Consider the following 18,068-nt stretch of genomic DNA (forward strand, 5'->3'; position numbering starts at 1 on the left):
CCCTCACACGTGCTCCCGCAGGAAGGCGATCTGGTCGGCGACGACCTGGCCGAAGAGTGGCTCGACGTACGGATCGAAGTGGCCGCAGGAGTAGACCTTCACCGTGGCGTGCGCCATCCGGGCCGCCGTCGCCTCGGCGACCCTGCGGGGAGTGACCGTGTCGCTGTCGGCGATCTGGACCAGTGCGGGGCAGGTGACGGCGGCGGCCCTGCGCTTCGGTGAGTACAGACCGATCTTGAGCGCGATCCGCGCCGCGACGTGCGTCGGGTAGCTGTCGCGGGTGATGCCCGACTCGGCCATGAGCCGGTCCATGCCGGGCAGGGCATCGGGAGTGGTCATCGCCCCGGCCTGACCGGGTGCGGCGGCGCACTCCAGGTAGACGGGCGCTCGTCCTCGGAGTGCGCGCAGCTGGTCGCGGAGGCCGAGCGGGAGGACCCGCAGGCTCGCGCGTACGCCGGTCGCCCGGACCGCGGCGGGCCCGCTGACGTGGGGCACCTGCGCGATGATCGCCGCCAACGACTCCCCCTGGCCGGCGAGGCTGATGACATGGCCGCCGCCGAAGGACGTCCCCCACGCCACGATGCGCCGGCTGTCCGCCTCCGGCAGTCCGCGCGCGAAGGCGAGCGCGGCGCGCCAGTCCTGGTGCTGCATCCCGATGTCGAGGAGCTGGCGCGGGGTCCCGTCGCTCTCGCCGAAGCCGCGGTAGTCGAAGACGACCGCCAGGTAGCCGGCCGCGGCGAACTGCTCGGCGTAGGCATAGAGCCGCAGGGCCCGGACCGCGCCGAACCCGTGGCCCATCACCACCGCCGGCGCGCCCGCCTCCGGGACGGACCTGGGCCGGTAGACCCGCGCTGCGCAGGCGACGCCGTCGGAGAGGAAGGTCTCCTCGGACCAGGTGAACGGGGCTGGCGTGCTGGTCACGATGCACCTCCGGGCTGCGGGCTGCGGGCTGCGGACGACGTTTCTTGATCGACGTTCAAGAGACCGTAGGGCGGCTCTTGAATGTCGGTCAAGATAAGGTGACGCATGCCTCGGAACCGCCGGCCTCGCGAGCGCGAGGAGAAGCGTGGCGAGATCGTCACGGCGGCCACGGAGCTCTTTACCCGGGCGGGCTACGACGAGACGCCGATGACGGCCATCGCCGCGGCGGCCGGCGTCGCGGCGAACACGATCTACTGGTACTTCAAGGACAAGGACGCCCTCCTGGTCGCCGTCCTCGACCATGTGCTGGCCGAGGCACTCGCCGACGCCGGGCAGCGCACCGCTGAACCCTGGGAGGATCAGCTGCTCTGGGCGGTCGAGCGCCTCGAGCAATACGCCCGCCTGGTCACCGTGGTCCACGCGCGCACCGCCATCTCCCCTGTCGTCGACGCCTGGCACACCGGCTTCCACGAGCTCGCCGAGCGGATGCTGGCCGATGGCTTCCGCCGCACCGGCATACCCGAGGATGCACTGCGCGCCTCGACGCGGATCGGCGTGTTCGTGATCGAAGGGCTCCTGCTGCACCCGGACGAGGCGGCGAGTCGCCGCGAGGTGATCGACCTGGTGGCACACCTCGGCGCGAGGGGTCGTGCGCCGCGCGACGACTCGACCGAGCCGTAGCCACGTCCGAGCAGCTGGCGGAGCCTCAGCGGGCGAAGATGGCCCGCACCGCCCCTTCGTCGCCCTCCAGCGCGACCGACTCGCGGACGTCGTCGAGACCCAGCACGCCCGCGGCCAGGCCGAGGACGACCATCGGGTCGGCTCGCAGCACGGCGTCGAGCGGGCGCCCGTCATGCCGGGCCACCTCGAGGCCCGACTCGGTCGCGCGCACCTGGAACACCTGGTCGTCGACCGCCAGGCCGACCGTCGGGGACTCCCCCGGTGGCCGTACGACGTCGAGCAGCGCCGGAAGCGCGACCGCCAGCCACTCGGGATGGAACGGGTCGTCGCCCGGGCCGCTCACCATGAGCGGGGTCGACCAGCGGATGAGCCCCTGGATCGGGCCACGCAGCTCGCCCCCCCAGGGCGTCAGGGCGTAGACGACGGCACTGCCCGTCTCGGCGGGCCGGCGTTCGACGACGCCGGCCGCCTCGAGATCGCGGAGCCGGTCCGAGAGCAGGTTGGTGGCCACGCCCGGGAGCCCGTCGAGCAGCTCGCGATAGCGGGCCGGGCCCATCAGGAGCTGCCGGACGACGAGCAGGTTCCAGCGGTCGCCGACGACGTCCAGGGCGCGGGCGAGGCCGCAGTAGTGGCCATAGCTTCGGCTCATGGATTTTGCTTGACTTTCTAAAGCGCGATTGAGAATCTCAAGAATATCTGACCGAGAGGAACCCGGCCATGCCCGCAGGAGTCCGGCCCGCATGGGTCGACGACACGCTGTTCCCGTTCGAGAGCCGCTTCGTGGACGTGGACGGCCATCGGGTCCACTACGTCGACGAGGGCTCAGGGCCCATCCTGGTGATGCTGCACGGCAACCCGACCTGGTCCTTCCTCTGGCGCGACGTGATCCGTGAGCTGCGGACCGACTTCCGGTGCATCGCCCTCGACTACCCCGGCTTCGGCCTGTCGACCGCGAAGGCCGGGTACCGATACCTGCCGGAGGAGCACGCCGAGGTGGTGACGGCCTTCGCCGACGCCCTCGGCATCGTCGGCGCGACCCTGGTCGGCCAGGACTGGGGCGGTCCCATCGGCCTCGCGGCCGGTCGGCGTCGTCCCGGCACCTTCGACCGGCTGGTGCTCGCCAACACCTGGGCCTGGCCGACCAACGGCGACCCCTACTTCGAGCTCTTCTCGCGGATCGGCGGCTCCGCACCCCTCCGCGCGCTCGCCCGACAGTCGAACCTGGTCGTCAACGCCTTCGTCCCCGCCGGGCACCGCCGGCGCAGGCCGACGCCCGCCGAGCTCGACCACTACCGACGTGCGCAGGACAGCTCCCGCCGGCGGCAGGCCGCCGCCGTGCTCCCCCGCCGGATCACCGCGAGTCGCTCCTTCTTCCAGGAGCTCGAGTCCGGCCTCACCGTCCTCTCCCCCCTCCCCACGCTCATCGTGTGGGGCGGCGCGGACAAGGTGTTCCGCACCAAGGAGCGCGCGCGCCTGGAGGCCACCTTCCCCGACCACGAGACCGCGATCGTCGAGGACGCCGGCCTGTACGTCGGGTCGGACGCGCCGGAGGAGTTCGCGGCCGCGATCCGTTCCTGGCATCCCGCGGACGTCGCGTGAGTCGCCGGGCCGGCATCCTGGTAGCGGTCTATGCCGCCGTCCTCGCGATCAACCTCGACGTCACCATCGTCAACGTCGCGCTGCCCAGCATCGCCGGCGAGCTCGGCGCGAGCACCCGGGGCCTGCAGTGGGTGGTCGACGGCTACAACCTGTCGTTCGCGGCGTTGGTGCTCGCCGCGGGCAGCCTCTCGGACCGCTACGGACGACGACCAGCACTCCTCGTCGGGCTGCTCGGGTTCGCGATCACGAGCGCGGCCGGCGCACTGGTCGACAGCACCGGCGCGCTGATCGCGGCCCGCTTCGGGATGGGCGTCTTCGCGGCGCTGATCTTCCCCACGACGCTCTCGATCATCTCCAACAGCTTCCCCGACCGACGCCAGCGTGCGGCCGCGCTGGGCGGGTGGGGCGCGGTCGTCGGCGTCGGCGTCGCCTCCGGACCCGTCACCGGCGGGCTGCTGCTCGAGCACTTCTACTGGGGCAGCGTGTTCTGGGCGCTGGTCCCCCTCGCCCTGGTGGCCGCGGCGCTCGGGTTCTGGCTGGTGCCGGAGTCCCGCGGCGACTCGGTCCCGGCGCTGGACCTGCGCGGCCTGGCCCTCTCCACCGCGCTGCTCGGGGTCCTCGTCTACACGGTGATCGAGGCCCCCGCGCGCGGCTGGGCCGGCTCCGCGAGCCTGACCGGTTTCGCTATCGCGGTCGCGCTGGCGGTCGCCTTCGTCGCGGCCGAGCGGTCCGCGGCCCACCCGATGCTCGACGTACGGCTGTTCGCGGACCGGAGGTTCAGCGCGGCGAGCGGCGCGGTCACCGTCACCTTCTTCGCCTTGGCCGGATTCATCTTCCTGATCACGCAGTACTTCCAGGTGGTGCGCGGGTTCGGGCCGCTGTCCACCGGAGCCCGCATCCTCCCGGTCGCCCTGTCGATCGCGGTCGCCTCGATCGTCGGCGGGCTGCTCGCCCCGCGTCTGGGCACGCGCTCGGTCGTCGTCACCGGGTTGATCTCGTTCGGTACGGCGATGGCGTGGATCGCCGGCAGCGTCGACGTCGCCACGCCGTACTGGTCGACGATCGTGCCGCAGATGGTGCTGATGGGCCTGGGCATGGGGCTGATCTCAACCCCAGCGACCGAGTCGATCATGCTCGTGCTGCCGCCCTCGCGGGCCGGCATCGGCTCGGCCGTCAACGACGCGACCCGCGAGCTCGGCTCGACCCTCGGCGTCGCCGTCGTGGGCTCGACCTTCTTGTCGATCTTCGGCTCCCGGCTGCTCGACAGCGCCTTCGTCGCCACGGGCAAGGCAACCGAGGCCGCCGACTCGGTGCCCTTCGCGTTCGGGGTCGCCGCCGCTGATCCCGCCCTGCTCGAGATCGCCCGAGACTCGTTCCTGTCCGGCCTCACGGCGTCCTGCCTGCTCGTCGCCGGCCTCTGCTACGCCGCGGCCGCGGCCGGCGTGTTCGCGCTGCCCGGGCGCGACTTCCGGCCGGTGCCGGTGGCCAGTCGGGCCACGCGAAATGGTTGGCGATCCGGCTCGCTCCGTTGATGTACTGGCATCCAGCGTGCGTCTGCCACGTGACGGAGGTAGCGGAGATGACCAGCTATGACGTGCTGTCCGAGGTGTACGAATGGCTCATCGCGGACGCGAAGCTGGATCCGGCCGAGTTCGCCGCGGCGTTCGACGACGTCCTCAGTCTGCTGCCGCCGAACCCCCGGGTCCTGGACTGCTCGTGCGGTACCGGACAGTTGGCGGTCGGCCTCGCCGCGCGTGGCATCGAGGTGGTAGCAACGGACGCCAGCGAAGGGATGGTTCGCCGGACCGCGGCGTTGTCCGAGAAGCACGGGACGACTGTCCGCACGGTGCGGGCCAGCTGGGAGGAGCTGCGCCACCATGGCGAGAGCGAGGCCTTCGACATGGTCTTCTGCGTCGGCAACTCTCTGCACCATGCCGTGGGCGCGCAGGGCAGAGCGGCCGCTCTGGAGTCGATGGCGCTACTCCTGTGCCGCGGCGGGCGTCTGGTGCTGACCTCCCGCACGTGGGAACGCGTGCGGGCCAGGGGTTCGCGACTCGAGGTTCGCGAACGACTCGTCCGTCGGCACGGTCGCGATGCCGTGGTGATCTACCGTTGGGAGATCGCACCGCGCTGGGAGGACGAGCACCGCATCGAGATAGCGATCGCGCAGCTCGATGCGGCCGGGGCGGTGTCCGTCCGCTCGGAGCTGCTGTCGTGCTGGCCCTACCGTTACGACGAGCTGGAGGACGATCGCGGGGTACAGCTGCCTCGTGCTCTGGACCTGGTCACGGCTGCATGCGGCCGTCGTCGCAGTGGAACGGCGGCAGGATGGTCAGGTCGGCGGGGATGTCGGGGCCGAGGATCTGGGTGAGCAGGGCGCGGCGCCCGTCGAGGTCGGGGAACGGCAGGGCGTTGAGGCGGGCGGTCAGGTCCATCACGACGGCCACACGCTCGGCGAACGCGCGGGACTCGGGTGTTCGGGTGGGGATCCGCTGCTCGTTGCGCACGGAAAGGATGCTGGCACGAACCTGGTCGCCCGGCGCGCGGCGCGCGGGTTTGCGGTAACACCAGCGACGAGCCGGACACTACAAGGACATGAGCACTCCCGAGGACGTCGAGTTCAGCGAGGCGTGGCGCCGTGACGGCCCACGCGTGGCCGCCTACGTACGCCGTCACGTGGCCGCCGACGACGTCCAGGACGTCGTCGCCGAGACCTTCGCCCAGGCCTGGCGGCGCTGGGCCGACGTACCGGAGCCGCCGATCGGGTGGCTGATCGCGACCGCCCGGAAGGTGATCGGCAACAGCCGGCGCTCCGCACGCCGACGTACGGCGCTCGCGGACCGGCTGGCGCTGCTCGACGGAGCGGCCCGGCCCGAGGGCGACGCGGCGATGCTGGCGACCGACCGGATGGCGGCGCTGGAGGCGCTCGCGTCGCTGCCGGACAGCCAGCGGGAGGCGCTGCTGCTGGTCGCCTGGGACGGGCTCTCCCCCGATGCGGCGGCCGAGGTCCTCGGGATCCGGCCCGGGACCTTCCGGGTCCGGGCGCACCGCGCCCGCGCGGCACTGAGCGCGCTCGACCCACCGGCGCAGTCCTACGCCGCCACTCCCCACCGACCTCTCACCGAAGGGGGACTCCGATGACCACCGACCTCGGCCCCGCCCGCATCACCGCCCTCGCCCCGACTCCCCCGCCCCTCGACCCCGACTGGTCCGAGGCGACGCTGGCTCGGATCCTCCGAGAGGACCGGGCACTCCCCCATCCCGCGGCGGTACGACGTCGGCGCACCCGGCGACGCACCGCCATCGGCCTCGGCCTGGCCCTGCCGATCATCGGCGCCGCGACCGCTGTCGCCATCGGCGGCCCCACCGAGGTGGTGTCGAGCGTGATCCACGACTTCGCCCGCCAGCCGAACACCACCGGGAACGGGCTCGGGCGCCTCGACGAACCGGCGCTGGTCGCGAAGTTCGACACCGACCATGGCGTCTTCGCGTTCTGGGTGGCGACCTCCTCCACGGGCAAGGTCTGCTACGCCATGAGCGACGGCGTCTGGGACGGCACCGGTACGCCGACCAAGCAGGAGCTCGAGTACGGCTGCGACGGCGTCATCTGGGTCGGCGACGACGTGCCGCCGCAGGAGGTGACCGCGCCGGACCAGCTGGGTGGCTACTTCACCGACAGCGAGCCGCTCGTCTACGGCATCTCGCCGTGGCCCACCGCGACCCAGGTGCGCGTGCAGGCGCCCGGGGTGGACCGGACGCTGCCCGTGCGAGCCGACTCGCACGGCTACGGCGCGGCGCTGCCCGAGGCGGTCGGCGTACCGCAGGTGACGCTGACCTTCCTCGACGCCGCGGGCCAGGTGGTCGGCACCAAGGTCAGCGTCGCGCCGGTGGGCTGACCACGCTCCCTGGCCGACCCTGGTCGGGCAGCGTGTAGTCGAGCTCGACCCGGTGGGTGCCGTCGGCGTCGACGGTGAGCGAGCCCCGGCCGCTGATCCCGGTCAGCGCGCCGGTGCCGCTGTCGGGCACCACGGTGAAGTGCTCGTCGAACCGGTCGTCGCCGTGGGTCGAGGCGGCGTGCACGAACCCGAAGCTCCCCGACCGATCGCCGAGGGTGCCCTCGAACGCTTCGACGGCGACATAGGTGCCGGCTCCGGTGTCGGCGTTGAGGCCGCCGACGAACCAGGTGACCGAGCGGCCGGCCAGATCGCCGGCGAAGGTCTTCACCATCGCGGCAGCGTCGGCCGGCGCCGCGGTCCGTGGTACGTCGCCACCGCCCACGGACGTCGGGAGGTCGAGGGGCGTCCAGTCGGACACGGTGAAGGTCGCGGCGGCTCTCATGGGTCCGACCGTAGGGCCGGCGACCGACACCCCGCTTGAACGAACCCGACAGGCTCAGCGCCCGCCGGACACGTCCAGCACCGCGCCGGTCGTGTACGACGACGACTCGTCCAGCAGCCAGCACACCGCGGCCGCCGCCTCGGTGGGCGTGCCGGGGCGTCCCATCGGCACCGACGGGGCCACTCGCGCCAGCCGGCCGGGCTCGCCGTTGCGGGCATGGATCTCGGTGTCGATCAGCCCCAGCCGCACGCTGTTGACCCGGATCCCCTGGTCAGCGGTCTCGACCGCCAGCCCACGGGTCAGCGTGTCGACGGCGGCCTTGGAGGCGGCATAGTCGACGTACTCCCCCGGCGAGCCGAGCACCGCGGCCCGCGAGGAGACGTTGACGATCGCGCCGCCGGATCCGGCCGGGGGCGCCATCAGCCGCACCGCCTCCCGGGCGCACAGCAGCGCGCCCAGGACGTTGACCTCGAGCACCCGGCGCACCCGCTCCGCGGACAGGTCCACCACCCGGGAGGTCGGCGCCACGATCCCGGCGTTGTTGACCAGCCCGCGCAGCGGCCCCGCCTCCGAGGGCAGCGCGCGGAACACCCGCTCGACCGCACCCTCGTCGCTCACGTCGAGCTCGACCGCCTCGGCCCACGCGCCGGCCGCAAGGCAGTTCGCGACCACCGCCTGCGCCGCGGCCCGCTCGGAGCGGTAGGTCAGCAGCACGCTCCATCCCGACCCGGCCAGCATCCGGGCCGTGGCCGCACCGATCCCGCGGCTGCCACCGGTCACCACCGCCAGTCGTCGCTCCATGCGACGACGCTATCGACTCCTTTCTAGTCCAGGCAGAACTCGTTGCCCTCCGGGTCCGCCATCACGATGTGTCCCCCGGCCATCGGCGGCGCCGGCTCATGGCGCTCGACGCGCCGCGCCCCCAGAGCGACCAGGCGCTCGCACTCCGCCTCGAGCGCCGCCATCCGCTCCTCCCCCGCCAGGCCCGGCGCGGCCCGCACGTCGAGGTGGACCCGGTTCTTGGCGACCTTGTCCTCCGGGACCCGCTGGAAGAACACCCGCGGCCCCACGCCGTCGGGATCCTCGATCGCCGAGCGGGCGTTGCGCTCGGACTCCGGGACGCCGATCCGCTCGAGGAACGCCTCCCAGGCCGCCCAGGGGTCGTCGCCCTCGCCGAGCGGCACCCCGGGCGGGCCTGGGATGACGTAGTCGAGGGCGTCGCGCCAGAACGTCGAGAGGGCGCGCGGATCGTGACAGTCGAAGGTGATCTGGAGGTGTCGGCTCATGGTCCAGGTCTATCGGAGACCTCCGACACAACCCCTTGCCGTCTTCAACGTATAGCGCACAGGGGGGCTTGTGGCAAGGCCCCCTGGAGCGGGCAGAATCCCGGTCTCCGCCGAGCGGAGGACACACGAAACGCCCATGGGAGCTGAGGATTTGACCGACGCGTTCGACCTGCACGATCACCCCGCGAAAGCCGACCCCGCGTTGATCGGGCCCGACCGGACCCGCTTCGCCGCCATCGAGACCAGCCTCGAGCACACGGTCGCGGAGCTCGAGGACCGCCTCGCCGACGTACGCCGGCAGCCGGGTGGCACCGGCCAGGAGGCGATGGACCGCGACCTCGAGGTGCATCGGCTCAGCGCGCGGCTGCGCGCCCTGCGCCGCTACCGGCTCGACCTGTGTCTGGGCCGGATGGTGACGACGACCGGCGAGACCGTCTACGTGGGCCGGTTCGGACTCACCGACGCGGACGGCCGGCGACTGCTCGTCGACTGGCGCTCCCCGGCCGCCGAGCCCTTCTTCGGCGCCACGCACGCCGAGCCGATGGGCCTGGTCAGCCGACGCCGCTACCGCTGGACGGCCGGGCGCGTGAGCGACTACTGGGACGAGGTCTTCGGCGCCGAGGCGCTCGCGGCCGGCGGCGCCGCGCTCGACGACCAGTCGGCCTTCGTCGCCAGCCTGGGCAGCAGCCGCTCGGAGCGGATGCGGGACGTGCTGGCCACCATCCAGGCCGACCAGGACGCGATCATCCGAGCCGGCTCGCGCGGGACGCTGGTCGTCGACGGCGGCCCCGGGACCGGCAAGACGGTGGTCGCACTGCACCGCGCCGCCTATCTCCTGTACGCCGACCCCCGCCTCGGTGACGGCCGCGGCGGCGTGCTCTTCGTCGGTCCCCACGAGCCGTATCTCGCCTATGTCGCCGACGTGCTGCCCAGCCTCGGCGAGGAGGGGGTGCGCACGTGCACCCTGCGCGACCTCGTCACCGAGGGCCGGACCGCGGTCGAGGAGCGCGATCCCGAGGTGGCCCGGCTGAAGGCCGACGCCGCCCTGGTCGGCGCCGTCGAGCCCGCCGTCCGGCTCTTCGAGGAGCCGCCGACCGAGGGCATGGTCGTCGAGTCCGCGTGGTCGGAGGTGTGGCTGAGCGCGACCGACTGGGCCGAGGCGTTCGCCGCGCCGGATCCGGGCACGCCCCACAACGAGGCCCGCGACCAGGTCTGGGAGGCGTTGCTCGACATCCTCGTCGACAAGCACGACGAGGTCGACGCGACAGAGGAGCAGCTCCGCGCGTCGCTGCGCCGCAACCGCGAGCTCACCACGGCGCTCACCCGGGCCTGGCCGATGCTCGAGGCGACCGATCTCGTGGGCGACCTGTGGGAGGTGCCGGCGTACCTGCGGCACTGCGCGCCCTGGCTGTCCCCCGAGGAGGTGCGGGCGCTGCGCCGGAACGGCCCTCAGGCCTGGACCACCGCCGACCTGCCGCTCCTCGACGCCGCCCGAGCCCGGCTCGGCGATCCCGACACGGCGCGCGAGCGGAGGCGGCAGGAGGCGACCGCGGCGCGGGAGCGGGAGGAGATGGACCGCGTGGTCGACCACCTGATCGCGACCGACGACTCGGACATGATGATCATGTCGATGCTGCGCGGCGCGGACCTGCGCGGCGCGCTCGCGACCGAGGAGCGGCCCACCCCGGACCGGTACGCCGGCCCGTTCGCCCACGTGGTCGTCGACGAGGCCCAGGAGCTCAGTGACGCGGAATGGCAGATGCTGCTGCGCCGCTGCCCGTCGCGCAGCTTCACCGTCGTGGGCGACCGGGCCCAGGCCCGGCACGGCTTCGCCGAGTCGTGGTCCGAGCGGCTGGGGCGCGCGGGACTGCACGACATCGAGCTCGCCCGCCTGACCATCAACTACCGCACCCCGACCGAGGTGATGGCGGCCGCGGAGCCGGTGATCCGCGCGGTGCTTCCCGACGCCAACGTGCCGACCTCGGTCCGCAGCACCGGCGTACCGGTCCAGCAGGCCGGCCGCGCCGACCTGGACGCGATCCTCGCCGACTGGGAGCGGACCCACGCCGAGGGCGTCGCCTGCGTCATCGGCGACCCCGATCGCGCCGACACCCCGCGGGTCCGCTCGCTGAGCCCCGAGCATGCGAAGGGGCTGGAGTTCGACCTGGTCGTGCTGGTCGATCCGGACCAGTTCGGCACCGGCATCGAGGGTGCCGTGGACCGCTACGTCGCGATGACCCGGGCCACCCAGCGTCTGGTGCTCGTGACCTGAGTCGGGCCTACTGGCCGGCCTCCAGGGCAGCGACCAGCTCGTCGAGGAGCGGCTTCGCGTCCTCGGCGATCGAGAGCGACAGGAAGGACGACATGGCGACCAGCACGTCGTACCGGCCCTCCTTGCCGCGCTTGCCGGGCTTGTGCTTGACCTGCACCTCCCGGTAGGTCGAGACCGGATTGCGGGCGGCCTCGTCGAGACCGTTGTGGCGGAACTTGGCGAGGGTGGCGCCGTCGAAGACCAGCGACTCGCCGTTGAGGCCCTTGAGCTCGATCACGCCCGAGAGCCTAGGGCTCGAGCCACCTCCCCGCCCGCAGAATCGTGCGGCCCACGGTCTCGTTCGACTCGCGCCAGGCCTGCACCCGCTCGGGACGCAGCACGAGGAAGACGTAGCCGGCCAGGCCGCGGGGATCCCAGTCGGCCTGGGCGGCGTACGCCGCCCCGAGGGCGGGGTCGTCATCGACGCCGACCGAGCGCTCCAGGACCGCGTCGATCATGGCGACGTCACGGGTCGGACCGAGCCCGAGCCGGGCGCGCCCGGAGGCGAGCAGGTTGCGCGCCGTGACCGAGCCGCCGTCGACCGCGACGACGACCCGCTCGCCCACCCAGGCCAGGGACACCGGCACCAGGTGGGGGACGCCGGCGGCCGACGCGGTCGCGACCCAGACGTCGATCGCGGGTGTCGCGAGCAGGGCGCGGGTGTCGGCCTGCCGGGTCGCCCGGTCGCGTGCCGGGGGCGGGTCGAGGGCGGCCACGCGGGACTTCAGCCGGCCTGGTTGATGCGGACGTGGTTGCCGGCCGGGTCGCGGAAGGCGCAGTCGCGCACGCCATACGGCTGGTCGATCGGCTCCTGGATGACCTCGGCGCCGGTGGCCTGGATCTGCTCGAAGGTCGCGTCGAGGTCGTCGGTGCGGAGAACGATCGTGGCGTAGGTGCCCTTGGCCATCATCTCGGCGACGACGCGCTTCTCGTCGTCGGTGATGCCGGGGTCGGCGGCGGGCGGCGCGAGCACGATCGAGGGGCCGGTGGAGCCCTTGGGTGCCACGGTGATCCAGCGCATCTCGCCGTAGCCGACGTCGTTGAGGACCTCGAAGCCGAGCACGTCGCGGTAGAAGGCCAGCGAGGCCTCGGGGTCGGTCTGGGGCAGGAAGCTGTGCTGAATGCTGATGTCCATGTCGCTCACGCTAGTGGCGTCTCGAAGTGGGGTGCTTCTCGATTCCTGACCGATGCGGGACCGGCCGCGGGGACGTCCGGACTGGTCTGTGCACCGCCCCGCCGCACGGGCCGGGTCACCTTCTTGGTGACGCACGACGGCGGCTCGGCGAGCCCGTCCTCGGGCGACGGGGCGTCGTCGCGATAGGCGCTCGGCGGTACGCCGACCAGCTCGGTGAACCGGGTGCTGAAGGTGCCGAGCGAGGAGAAGCCGACCTCGAAGCAGATGTCGGTGACACTGAGGTCGCCGCGGCGCAGCAGGGCCATCGCGCGCTCGATCCGGCGGGTCATCAGGTAGGAGTAGGGCGGCTCGCCGTACGCCTTCTTGAACTCCCGGCTGAGGTGCCCTGCCGACATGTGCACGTCGCGGGCCAGCGCCTCGACGTCGAGCGGCCGGGCGTACTCGCGGTCGATCCGGTCGCGCACCCGACGCAGCAGCGTGAGGGTGCGCAACCGTTCGGGATCGAGGGTGCTCACGCACCCATGATGTACTCCACCGACGGTCCCGCGGTCCAGCCTCCGTCGACGGCGAGCTCCGCGCCGGTGGTGTACGACGCCGCGTCGCTCAGCAGGTAGAGCACCGCGCCGACCAGCTCCTCGGGGCGCCCGACGCGGCGGAACGGGTTGTTGGGGAAGCCGCCCTCGTCGGCGACGATCCCGGTCGGCGCCGTCATCGGGGTGAGCACCATGCCGGGGTGCACGGAGTTCACCCGGATCCGGTCGCGGCCCAGCTCGACGGCCGCGAGCTTGGTGAGCCCGCGCACGCCCCACTTGGCGGCGCCGTACCCGCTGGTGAGGGCCATGCCCATCAGTCCGGCGGCCGAGGAGATGTTGACGATCGAGCCGCCCCCGGCGGTGCGCATCGCCGGGACGACGGTGCGCAGGCCGGTGTGGACGGCGACCAGGTTGATCTCGATGATCCGGCGGAAGGTCTCGGTGCTCTCGTCGGCGGTCGGCTGGCCGGTGGCCGAGATGCCGGCGTTGTTGACGAGGCCGTCGATCCTGCCGAAGGTGTCGAGGGTGGCGGCGACCGCGGCGGCCCAGGAGTCCTCGTCGGTGACGTCGAGGTGGACGTAGCGCGCGGCCGCGCCGAGCTCCTGGGCGACCGCGGCGCCGTCGTCGTCGAGCAGGTCGCCGATCACGACGCGCCCACCCTCCGCGACGATGCCGCGCGCGAACGCGGCGCCGAGTCCTCGCGCGCCGCCGGTGACGAGGACGACCTTGTCCTGCAGGTCCATGGTTTCTGCCTTCTCTCAGTGGTGAGGTACGTCGGCGAAGAGCGCCGCGCCGACCGCGGCGGCCGCCTCGGGGGCGGTGAGCCCGTCCTCGACCATGTGGGTGAGGGCGGCAATGGCCAGCACGATCGCCTGGCCGCAGCCGACGGTGGTCGCGACGGCGTCCTGGGTCGTGCCGAGGCGGGTGGCGACGCCGGGGCGGAGGGCCGGGGTGGTGGCGTAGCTCGCCTCCAGCCAGACCCGGCGCAGGGCGAGGTCGCCGAAGACCGTGCGCATCAGCGCCCGCGAGGAGTCGTCGGAGCCGTCCGCGAAGGTCGCGACGAAGGCCCGGCACAGCGCCTCCCCCAGCGGCAGGTCGGCGGGTTGTGTCGCCAGCGCCGCGGCGTAGGCGCGGTTTCCGTCGTCGAAGAGGGGGCGCAGGCAGTCGGGCTTGGTCGGGAACCAGCGGTGGAAGGTGCGCTCCGACAGCCCGGCCGCGGCCACCAGGGTGGCGACGGTGGGGCTGGAGTCGCCGGCGGCGACGAAGACGTCGGCGCAGGCCCGGGCGACCCCGAGCAGGGTCTCCTCGTCCGGTGGGCGTCGGGCCATGGCTCCACCGTACGCCGAAGTGGCAGGATCTGCCATTAATGCCGGGTGTGAGTAGGGTCGCAGTCATGGCCCGCCGGATCGAGCTGTCCAGCCCCGTCGGCGTCCGCTGGGAGCCGGACGAGCAGCGCGGGGTGGGCGCCCTGGTGCTCGGCGGCTCCAGCGGCCGGGTCGACGACCAGCGCGCTCGGCTGCTGGCCGATCAGGGCGTCCTCGCGGAGTCGATCCGCTGGTTCGGCGGTCCCGGGCAGCACGACGGCCCCTGGGAGATCCCGCTGGAGACCTTCGCGGCGCGGGCCGTGGCGCTCGCCGGGGAGTGCGACCGGGTGGTACTCGTGGGGGTGTCCTTCGGTGCCGAGGCGGCGCTCGCGACGGCCTCCCTCACCGACGCCCCGATCGACGGCGTGGCTGCGTTCGCGCCCAGTGACGTCGTGTGGGCCGGGGTGACCGAGGAGGGCCGGCAGACCTCCCACTGGACGCTCGACGGCGCCCCGGTGCCGTTCGTGCGCTTCGTGCCCTGGGAGCCGACGACGGACCCGCCGGCGTACCGGGACCTCTATGCGCGCTCCCGGGCCGCCGCTCCCGACGAGGTGGCGGCCGCGACCCTCCCGGTCGAGCGGATCGCGGAGGTCGTGCTCGTCGCGGGGGACGACGACCAGGTGTGGCCGGCGCGGGAGCAGGCCGAGGAGATCGTGCTGCGCCGAGCCCGCCACGGCCGACCGACCGCACTCGTGGCCGATCCCGACGCCGGTCATCGGGCGGTGCTGCCCGGCGAGCAGGTCGTCACGGCGGGTCGGCGGATGCGGCGCGGCGGCAGCGAGCAGGCCGACCGCAGGCTCGGCAGCGCTGCCTGGACCGCACTCACCGAGCTGCTCGGCGCACCCTAGGGTCGGGGGCATGAGCCAGCCGCCACCCCCGCCGCCCGGCCACCTCCGCCTGCACCTGCAGGGCAACCGGATGCTGAGCATGATCACGCCGAGCGTGAAGATCAACGGCTGGCCGGTGCCGGCGCGCTACGGCGAGAACGTCTACCCGATGCCGCCCGGGGTGCACACCGTCTCCGGCCACGCCCAGTGGATGTGGACCTACGGGCAGGCGGACCAGCAGTTCCAGGTGGGCCCGGGGCAGGTCGTCGACGTCTACTACGCCGCACCGGCGCTGACCTTCCTCCGCGGGGCGATCGGCTTCGAGAAGCAGCGCTCCCCCGGCTTGCTCGCCCTCGTGCTGATCCTGGTCTCCGTGCTCGCCCTCGCCGTCGGCCTGCCGGTGGCCCTGATCCTCGCGACCGCCTGAGAGTCCTCGCGCCAACCAGAGCCGTCGTACCGGACGAAATCGTCGTGGTCTCGACCGATTTGCGACCAGATCGTCCGGTACGACGGGAGAACCGATCGACCCCACCTCGACCCCGACGACAGGAGCTCCCGATGAGCCAGCGCAGTGACCGGTCCTGGTGGGGCTGGGGCACCGAGACGGCCCAGCTGAGCGCGGCGGAGGTCGCGACGCTGACCGACCGGGTCTCGGCGCTGCTCCCGCACCAGGACCTCACCGACCACGCACCGCCGGACCCACGCGGTCTCGACGTCCCCCGGCCCCGGCTGCGGCCGCCCGCCTCCCTCGCCCCGCTCTGCTCGGTCGACGTCGTCGACCGGCTCGGGCACGCCCGCGGCAAGGCGTTCCGCGACGTCGTCCGCAACCTCCACGGCGACCTCGCCCACGTGCCCGACCTCGTGGTCCGGCCGCGCGACGAGCGGGACGTGGTCGACGTCCTCGACTGGTGTACGTCGACCGCTACCCCCGTGGTGCCCTACGGCGGCGGCAGCTCGGTCGTCGGCGGGGTCGAGCCGCGCTTCGACGCACCCGCGGTCAGCCTCGACCTGACCGCCCTGGACCGGGTGCTGGAGGTCGACGAGGTCAGCCGCGCCGCGCGGGTCCAGTCCGGCGTCCACGGCCCGGCGCTCGAGGACCAGCTGCGCCCCCACGGCCTGACCCTGCGGCACTTCCCGCAGTCCTTCGAGTTCTCCACCCTCGGCGGCTGGCTCGCCACCCGCGCCGGGGGCCACTTCGCCACCCTCGCCACCCACATCGACGACCTCACCGAGTCGCTCCGGGTGGTCTCTCCCGCCGGCACCGGCGAGTCCCGACGCCTGCCCGGGTCCGGCGCCGGGCCCTCGCCGGACCGGATGTTCCTCGGCTCCGAGGGCACTCTCGGCGTCATCACCGAGGCCTGGATGCGGCTCCAGCGGCGCCCGCGGTGGCAGCGCACCGCCACCGTCGGCTTCCGCGCCTACGACGCCGCGGTGGCCGCGACCCGGGCCGTGGCCCAGTCCGGGCTGCATCCCGCCAACTGTCGCCTGCTCGACCCGGCCGAGGCCCTCATCAACGCCGGCACGAGCGTCGGCGGTGGCCTGCTCATCCTCGCGTTCGAGTCGGCCGACCACCCGGTCGACGCCTGGCTGGAGCGCGCCCTGGAGCTGGTGGGCGACCACGGCGGCGAGGTCCTGGCGACCCGCGACCGCACCGATGCCCCCGGTCGGGACGACGCGGCGCAGGCCTGGCGCTCGGCGTTCCTCCGGATGCCCTACCAGCGCGACGCCCTCGCGCGGCGCTCGATGGTCGTCGAGACCTTCGAGACGGCGTGCACCTGGGACGCGTTCCCGGCCTTCCACGCCGCGGTCACCGGCGCCGCCCAGCGTGCGATCGACGAGGTCTGTGACGGTCAGGGCGTCGTGACCTGCCGGTTCACCCACGTCTATCCCGACGGCCCGGCGCCGTACTACGGCATCTACGCCGGCGGCCGCTGGGGCAGCACCGTGGCCCAGTGGGACGAGATCAAGGTCGCCGTCTCGACCGCGATCGCCGACCACGGCGGCACCATCACCCATCACCACGCGGTCGGACGCGACCATCGCCCCTGGTACGACGCGCAGCGGCCCGAGCCCTTCGCCGCGGCGCTGCGGGCGGCCAAGGCAGCGCTCGACCCGGCCGGAATCCTCAACCCCGGGGTCCTGGTGTGAGCCCGGTCAGGCCGGCCCGACCCACTCCTCGCTGCGCGCCCAGAGCTCGCCGGCCAGCTCGTCGGTGACGACCTTCGACGGCGTCTTCTCACGCTCGGCGTCGTAGTAGCGGCCGGTGGCGTCGGCGACCTCGGGCGAGGTGCCGCAGTACAGCGAGGTCCGCGCGCCCTGCTCGGGCGACTTCATGAACAGCTTCATCGCCTGCCGCAGCCCGAACGGCACCTCGCGCCACACGTCGGACGCGATCGCCCCCGGATGCAGCGAGTACGTCGTCACGCCGGTCCCCGCCAGCCGCCGGCCGAGCTCGCGGGCGTGCAGCACGTTGGCCAGCTTCGAGACGCAGTACTCGTCGAACGCGGTACGGGTGACCGACGGCCGGCGCACGGCCTCCCAGTCGATGCCGCGGGCCCGGTAGTGGCCGGCGCTCGCGACGTTGACGATCCGGCCGGGCCCGGTCTCGACGATCCGGTCGCGGAGCAGCTCGGTGAGCAGGAACGGGCCCACGTGGTTGGTGCCGAAGGCCAGCTCGAAGCCGCTCTCGGTCATTCCCCGCTTGCCGGCCAGGCCCGCGTTGTTGACCAGGACGTCGAGCCGCTCCCCCGACGCGAGGAAGGTCCGCGCCGCGGCGCGCACCGACTCCAGGTCGCCGAGGTCGAGCGGCAGGAAGTCCAGGTCGTGGTTGCCGGTGGCGGCCGTCAGCTCGCGGATCGCGGCCCGGGTCCGCTCCTCCGAGCGACCCGCGATCACCACCCGCGCACCACGCGCGGCCAGGCCCCGCACCGTCTCCTTGCCGATCCCGGTGTTGGCCCCGGTCACGAGGAAGGTCTTGCCGTCGAGGTCGCCCATGGCGGCGATCCTCGCCGCCGACCGGCCAGGATGTCGTCCTCCCCGAGTCGCAATCGGGCGCCGCGCCGTGTGACTCATC

General features: G+C 73.1%; 23 protein-coding genes. 10 read left to right on the forward strand and 13 right to left on the reverse strand.

The annotated features are described in order from the left end of the window. Positions 1-3: 3 nt before the first annotated feature. Positions 4-921, reverse strand: coding sequence for an alpha/beta hydrolase (locus tag JOD66_RS26880; protein WP_204839831.1), 918 nt, complete (start codon positions 919-921; stop codon positions 4-6). A gap of 105 nt (positions 922-1,026) precedes the next feature. Between JOD66_RS26880 and JOD66_RS26885 the strand changes: the two genes are divergently transcribed. After that, positions 1,027-1,602 carry a TetR/AcrR family transcriptional regulator gene (locus JOD66_RS26885; RefSeq protein WP_204839832.1) on the forward strand — a complete coding sequence of 192 codons (576 nt, stop codon included), beginning with the start codon at positions 1,027-1,029 and terminating at the stop codon, positions 1,600-1,602. Positions 1,603-1,627: 25 nt separating this feature from the next. Here the strand turns inward: JOD66_RS26885 and JOD66_RS26890 are convergent, their stop codons facing one another. Further along, on the reverse strand, positions 1,628-2,251 hold the full coding sequence (locus JOD66_RS26890; protein ID WP_204839833.1) for a winged helix-turn-helix transcriptional regulator: 624 nt from the start codon (positions 2,249-2,251) through the stop codon (positions 1,628-1,630). 68 nt (positions 2,252-2,319) lie between these two features. Between JOD66_RS26890 and JOD66_RS26895 the strand changes: the two genes are divergently transcribed. From JOD66_RS26895 to JOD66_RS26905, 3 genes are read left to right on the forward strand one after another with little or no spacing between them, the layout of a single operon-like run. Continuing rightward, positions 2,320-3,201, forward strand: coding sequence for an alpha/beta fold hydrolase (locus JOD66_RS26895; protein ID WP_204839834.1), 882 nt, complete (start codon positions 2,320-2,322; stop codon positions 3,199-3,201). Continuing rightward, the gene (locus JOD66_RS26900; protein WP_204839835.1) at positions 3,198-4,733 is read left to right on the forward strand and encodes an MFS transporter; all 1,536 of its coding nucleotides are present in this window, start codon (positions 3,198-3,200) and stop codon (positions 4,731-4,733) included. Before JOD66_RS26895 ends, JOD66_RS26900 begins: the two co-directional genes overlap by 4 nt. 47 nt (positions 4,734-4,780) lie before the next feature. Further along, complete coding sequence (locus JOD66_RS26905) at positions 4,781-5,572, forward strand: class I SAM-dependent methyltransferase (RefSeq protein ID WP_204839836.1); 792 nt, start codon at positions 4,781-4,783, stop codon at positions 5,570-5,572. Here the strand turns inward: JOD66_RS26905 and JOD66_RS26910 are convergent. Next, entirely contained in the window at positions 5,487-5,708 is a 222-nt protein-coding gene (locus tag JOD66_RS26910; RefSeq protein WP_204839837.1) for an LbetaH domain-containing protein, read from the reverse strand. The two genes, JOD66_RS26905 and JOD66_RS26910, sit on opposite strands and share 86 nt — an antisense overlap. An 88-nt stretch (positions 5,709-5,796) precedes the next feature. Here JOD66_RS26910 and JOD66_RS26915 point away from each other — a divergent pair, with 88 nt between their 5' ends. Together JOD66_RS26915 and JOD66_RS26920 are read left to right on the forward strand one after the other, a co-directional pair. Continuing rightward, positions 5,797-6,342, forward strand: a complete 546-nt coding sequence (locus tag JOD66_RS26915; RefSeq protein ID WP_204839838.1) for a sigma-70 family RNA polymerase sigma factor — start codon at positions 5,797-5,799, stop codon at positions 6,340-6,342. Continuing rightward, positions 6,339-7,097 carry a hypothetical protein gene (locus JOD66_RS26920; RefSeq protein WP_204839839.1) on the forward strand — a complete coding sequence of 253 codons (759 nt, stop codon included), beginning with the start codon at positions 6,339-6,341 and terminating at the stop codon, positions 7,095-7,097. The genes JOD66_RS26915 and JOD66_RS26920 overlap by 4 nt, the downstream gene beginning before the upstream one ends. Here the strand turns inward: JOD66_RS26920 and JOD66_RS26925 are convergent. From JOD66_RS26925 to JOD66_RS26935, 3 genes are read right to left on the reverse strand one after another with little or no spacing between them, the layout of a single operon-like run. After that, the gene (locus JOD66_RS26925) at positions 7,075-7,539 is read right to left on the reverse strand and encodes a DUF3224 domain-containing protein (protein ID WP_204839840.1); all 465 of its coding nucleotides are present in this window, start codon (positions 7,537-7,539) and stop codon (positions 7,075-7,077) included. The two genes, JOD66_RS26920 and JOD66_RS26925, sit on opposite strands and share 23 nt — an antisense overlap. A gap of 54 nt (positions 7,540-7,593) precedes the next feature. After that, positions 7,594-8,340, reverse strand: a complete 747-nt coding sequence (locus JOD66_RS26930) for an SDR family oxidoreductase (protein WP_204839841.1) — start codon at positions 8,338-8,340, stop codon at positions 7,594-7,596. 23 nt (positions 8,341-8,363) lie between these two features. Then, entirely contained in the window at positions 8,364-8,825 is a 462-nt protein-coding gene (locus JOD66_RS26935) for a VOC family protein (RefSeq protein ID WP_204839842.1), read from the reverse strand. 136 nt (positions 8,826-8,961) lie between these two features. On the opposite strand from JOD66_RS26935, the gene helR reads away from it, so the two are divergent. Continuing rightward, on the forward strand, positions 8,962-11,097 hold the full coding sequence (gene helR / locus JOD66_RS26940) for an RNA polymerase recycling motor ATPase HelR (RefSeq protein WP_204839843.1): 2,136 nt from the start codon (positions 8,962-8,964) through the stop codon (positions 11,095-11,097). A 7-nt stretch (positions 11,098-11,104) separates the two neighbouring features. Here helR and JOD66_RS26945 read toward each other — a convergent pair whose 3' ends face one another. The 6 genes from JOD66_RS26945 to JOD66_RS26970 are packed head-to-tail and all read right to left on the reverse strand — an operon-like array spanning position 11,105 to position 14,132. Continuing rightward, complete coding sequence (locus tag JOD66_RS26945; protein WP_204839844.1) at positions 11,105-11,374, reverse strand: hypothetical protein; 270 nt, start codon at positions 11,372-11,374, stop codon at positions 11,105-11,107. A 10-nt stretch (positions 11,375-11,384) separates the two neighbouring features. Further along, positions 11,385-11,852, reverse strand: a complete 468-nt coding sequence (locus JOD66_RS26950; protein ID WP_204839845.1) for a pyridoxamine 5'-phosphate oxidase family protein — start codon at positions 11,850-11,852, stop codon at positions 11,385-11,387. An 8-nt stretch (positions 11,853-11,860) separates the two neighbouring features. Continuing rightward, positions 11,861-12,271 (reverse strand): VOC family protein, encoded by a 411-nt coding sequence (locus tag JOD66_RS26955; protein ID WP_204839846.1) that lies wholly within the window; start codon positions 12,269-12,271, stop codon positions 11,861-11,863. A 5-nt stretch (positions 12,272-12,276) separates the two neighbouring features. Continuing rightward, positions 12,277-12,786, reverse strand: coding sequence for a helix-turn-helix transcriptional regulator (locus tag JOD66_RS26960; RefSeq protein WP_307823741.1), 510 nt, complete (start codon positions 12,784-12,786; stop codon positions 12,277-12,279). Then, positions 12,783-13,547: a glucose 1-dehydrogenase gene (locus JOD66_RS26965; RefSeq protein ID WP_204839847.1), complete on the reverse strand. Its 765-nt coding sequence runs from the start codon at positions 13,545-13,547 to the stop codon at positions 12,783-12,785. Before JOD66_RS26965 ends, JOD66_RS26960 begins: the two co-directional genes overlap by 4 nt. Positions 13,548-13,562: 15 nt before the next feature. Continuing rightward, positions 13,563-14,132: a TetR/AcrR family transcriptional regulator gene (locus JOD66_RS26970; protein WP_204839848.1), complete on the reverse strand. Its 570-nt coding sequence runs from the start codon at positions 14,130-14,132 to the stop codon at positions 13,563-13,565. 65 nt (positions 14,133-14,197) lie between these two features. Between JOD66_RS26970 and JOD66_RS26975 the strand changes: the two genes are divergently transcribed. The 3 genes from JOD66_RS26975 to JOD66_RS26985 all read left to right on the forward strand — a co-directional run bounded on the left by JOD66_RS26975 (position 14,198) and on the right by JOD66_RS26985 (position 17,143). Next, the gene (locus tag JOD66_RS26975) at positions 14,198-15,016 is read left to right on the forward strand and encodes an alpha/beta hydrolase family protein (RefSeq protein WP_204839849.1); all 819 of its coding nucleotides are present in this window, start codon (positions 14,198-14,200) and stop codon (positions 15,014-15,016) included. A gap of 10 nt (positions 15,017-15,026) precedes the next feature. Continuing rightward, entirely contained in the window at positions 15,027-15,422 is a 396-nt protein-coding gene (locus JOD66_RS26980; RefSeq protein WP_204839850.1) for a hypothetical protein, read from the forward strand. A 131-nt stretch (positions 15,423-15,553) separates the two neighbouring features. Beyond that, on the forward strand, positions 15,554-17,143 hold the full coding sequence (locus JOD66_RS26985) for an FAD-binding oxidoreductase (RefSeq protein WP_204839851.1): 1,590 nt from the start codon (positions 15,554-15,556) through the stop codon (positions 17,141-17,143). A 6-nt stretch (positions 17,144-17,149) separates the two neighbouring features. Here JOD66_RS26985 and JOD66_RS26990 read toward each other — a convergent pair whose 3' ends face one another. Continuing rightward, positions 17,150-17,989 (reverse strand): SDR family oxidoreductase, encoded by an 840-nt coding sequence (locus tag JOD66_RS26990; protein ID WP_204839852.1) that lies wholly within the window; start codon positions 17,987-17,989, stop codon positions 17,150-17,152. Positions 17,990-18,068 lie beyond the last annotated feature (79 nt).

The organism is Nocardioides nitrophenolicus (assembly GCF_016907515.1).
In the GTDB taxonomy this organism is placed as follows: Bacteria; Actinomycetota; Actinomycetes; order Propionibacteriales; family Nocardioidaceae; genus Nocardioides; species Nocardioides nitrophenolicus.

Excerpts from the sequence above, each read along its gene's own strand:
- JOD66_RS26895 (WP_204839834.1), top strand. The coding sequence starts at position 2,320 with ATGCCCGCAGGAGTCCGGCCCGCATGGGTCGACGACACGCTGTTCCCG.
- JOD66_RS26985 (WP_204839851.1), top strand. The coding sequence starts at position 15,554 with ATGAGCCAGCGCAGTGACCGGTCCTGGTGGGGCTGGGGCACCGAGACG.
- JOD66_RS26990 (WP_204839852.1), bottom strand. The coding sequence starts at position 17,989 with ATGGGCGACCTCGACGGCAAGACCTTCCTCGTGACCGGGGCCAACACC.
- JOD66_RS26975 (WP_204839849.1), top strand. The coding sequence starts at position 14,198 with ATGGCCCGCCGGATCGAGCTGTCCAGCCCCGTCGGCGTCCGCTGGGAG.
- JOD66_RS26885 (WP_204839832.1), top strand. The coding sequence starts at position 1,027 with ATGCCTCGGAACCGCCGGCCTCGCGAGCGCGAGGAGAAGCGTGGCGAG.
- JOD66_RS26935 (WP_204839842.1), bottom strand. The coding sequence starts at position 8,825 with ATGAGCCGACACCTCCAGATCACCTTCGACTGTCACGATCCGCGCGCC.
- JOD66_RS26905 (WP_204839836.1), top strand. The coding sequence starts at position 4,781 with ATGACCAGCTATGACGTGCTGTCCGAGGTGTACGAATGGCTCATCGCG.
- JOD66_RS26930 (WP_204839841.1), bottom strand. The coding sequence starts at position 8,340 with ATGGAGCGACGACTGGCGGTGGTGACCGGTGGCAGCCGCGGGATCGGT.
- JOD66_RS26970 (WP_204839848.1), bottom strand. The coding sequence starts at position 14,132 with ATGGCCCGACGCCCACCGGACGAGGAGACCCTGCTCGGGGTCGCCCGG.
- JOD66_RS26980 (WP_204839850.1), top strand. The coding sequence starts at position 15,027 with ATGAGCCAGCCGCCACCCCCGCCGCCCGGCCACCTCCGCCTGCACCTG.
- JOD66_RS26920 (WP_204839839.1), top strand. The coding sequence starts at position 6,339 with ATGACCACCGACCTCGGCCCCGCCCGCATCACCGCCCTCGCCCCGACT.
- JOD66_RS26890 (WP_204839833.1), bottom strand. The coding sequence starts at position 2,251 with ATGAGCCGAAGCTATGGCCACTACTGCGGCCTCGCCCGCGCCCTGGAC.
- helR (WP_204839843.1), top strand. The coding sequence starts at position 8,962 with ATGGGAGCTGAGGATTTGACCGACGCGTTCGACCTGCACGATCACCCC.
- JOD66_RS26955 (WP_204839846.1), bottom strand. The coding sequence starts at position 12,271 with ATGGACATCAGCATTCAGCACAGCTTCCTGCCCCAGACCGACCCCGAG.
- JOD66_RS26925 (WP_204839840.1), bottom strand. The coding sequence starts at position 7,539 with ATGAGAGCCGCCGCGACCTTCACCGTGTCCGACTGGACGCCCCTCGAC.
- JOD66_RS26965 (WP_204839847.1), bottom strand. The coding sequence starts at position 13,547 with ATGGACCTGCAGGACAAGGTCGTCCTCGTCACCGGCGGCGCGCGAGGA.
- JOD66_RS26915 (WP_204839838.1), top strand. The coding sequence starts at position 5,797 with ATGAGCACTCCCGAGGACGTCGAGTTCAGCGAGGCGTGGCGCCGTGAC.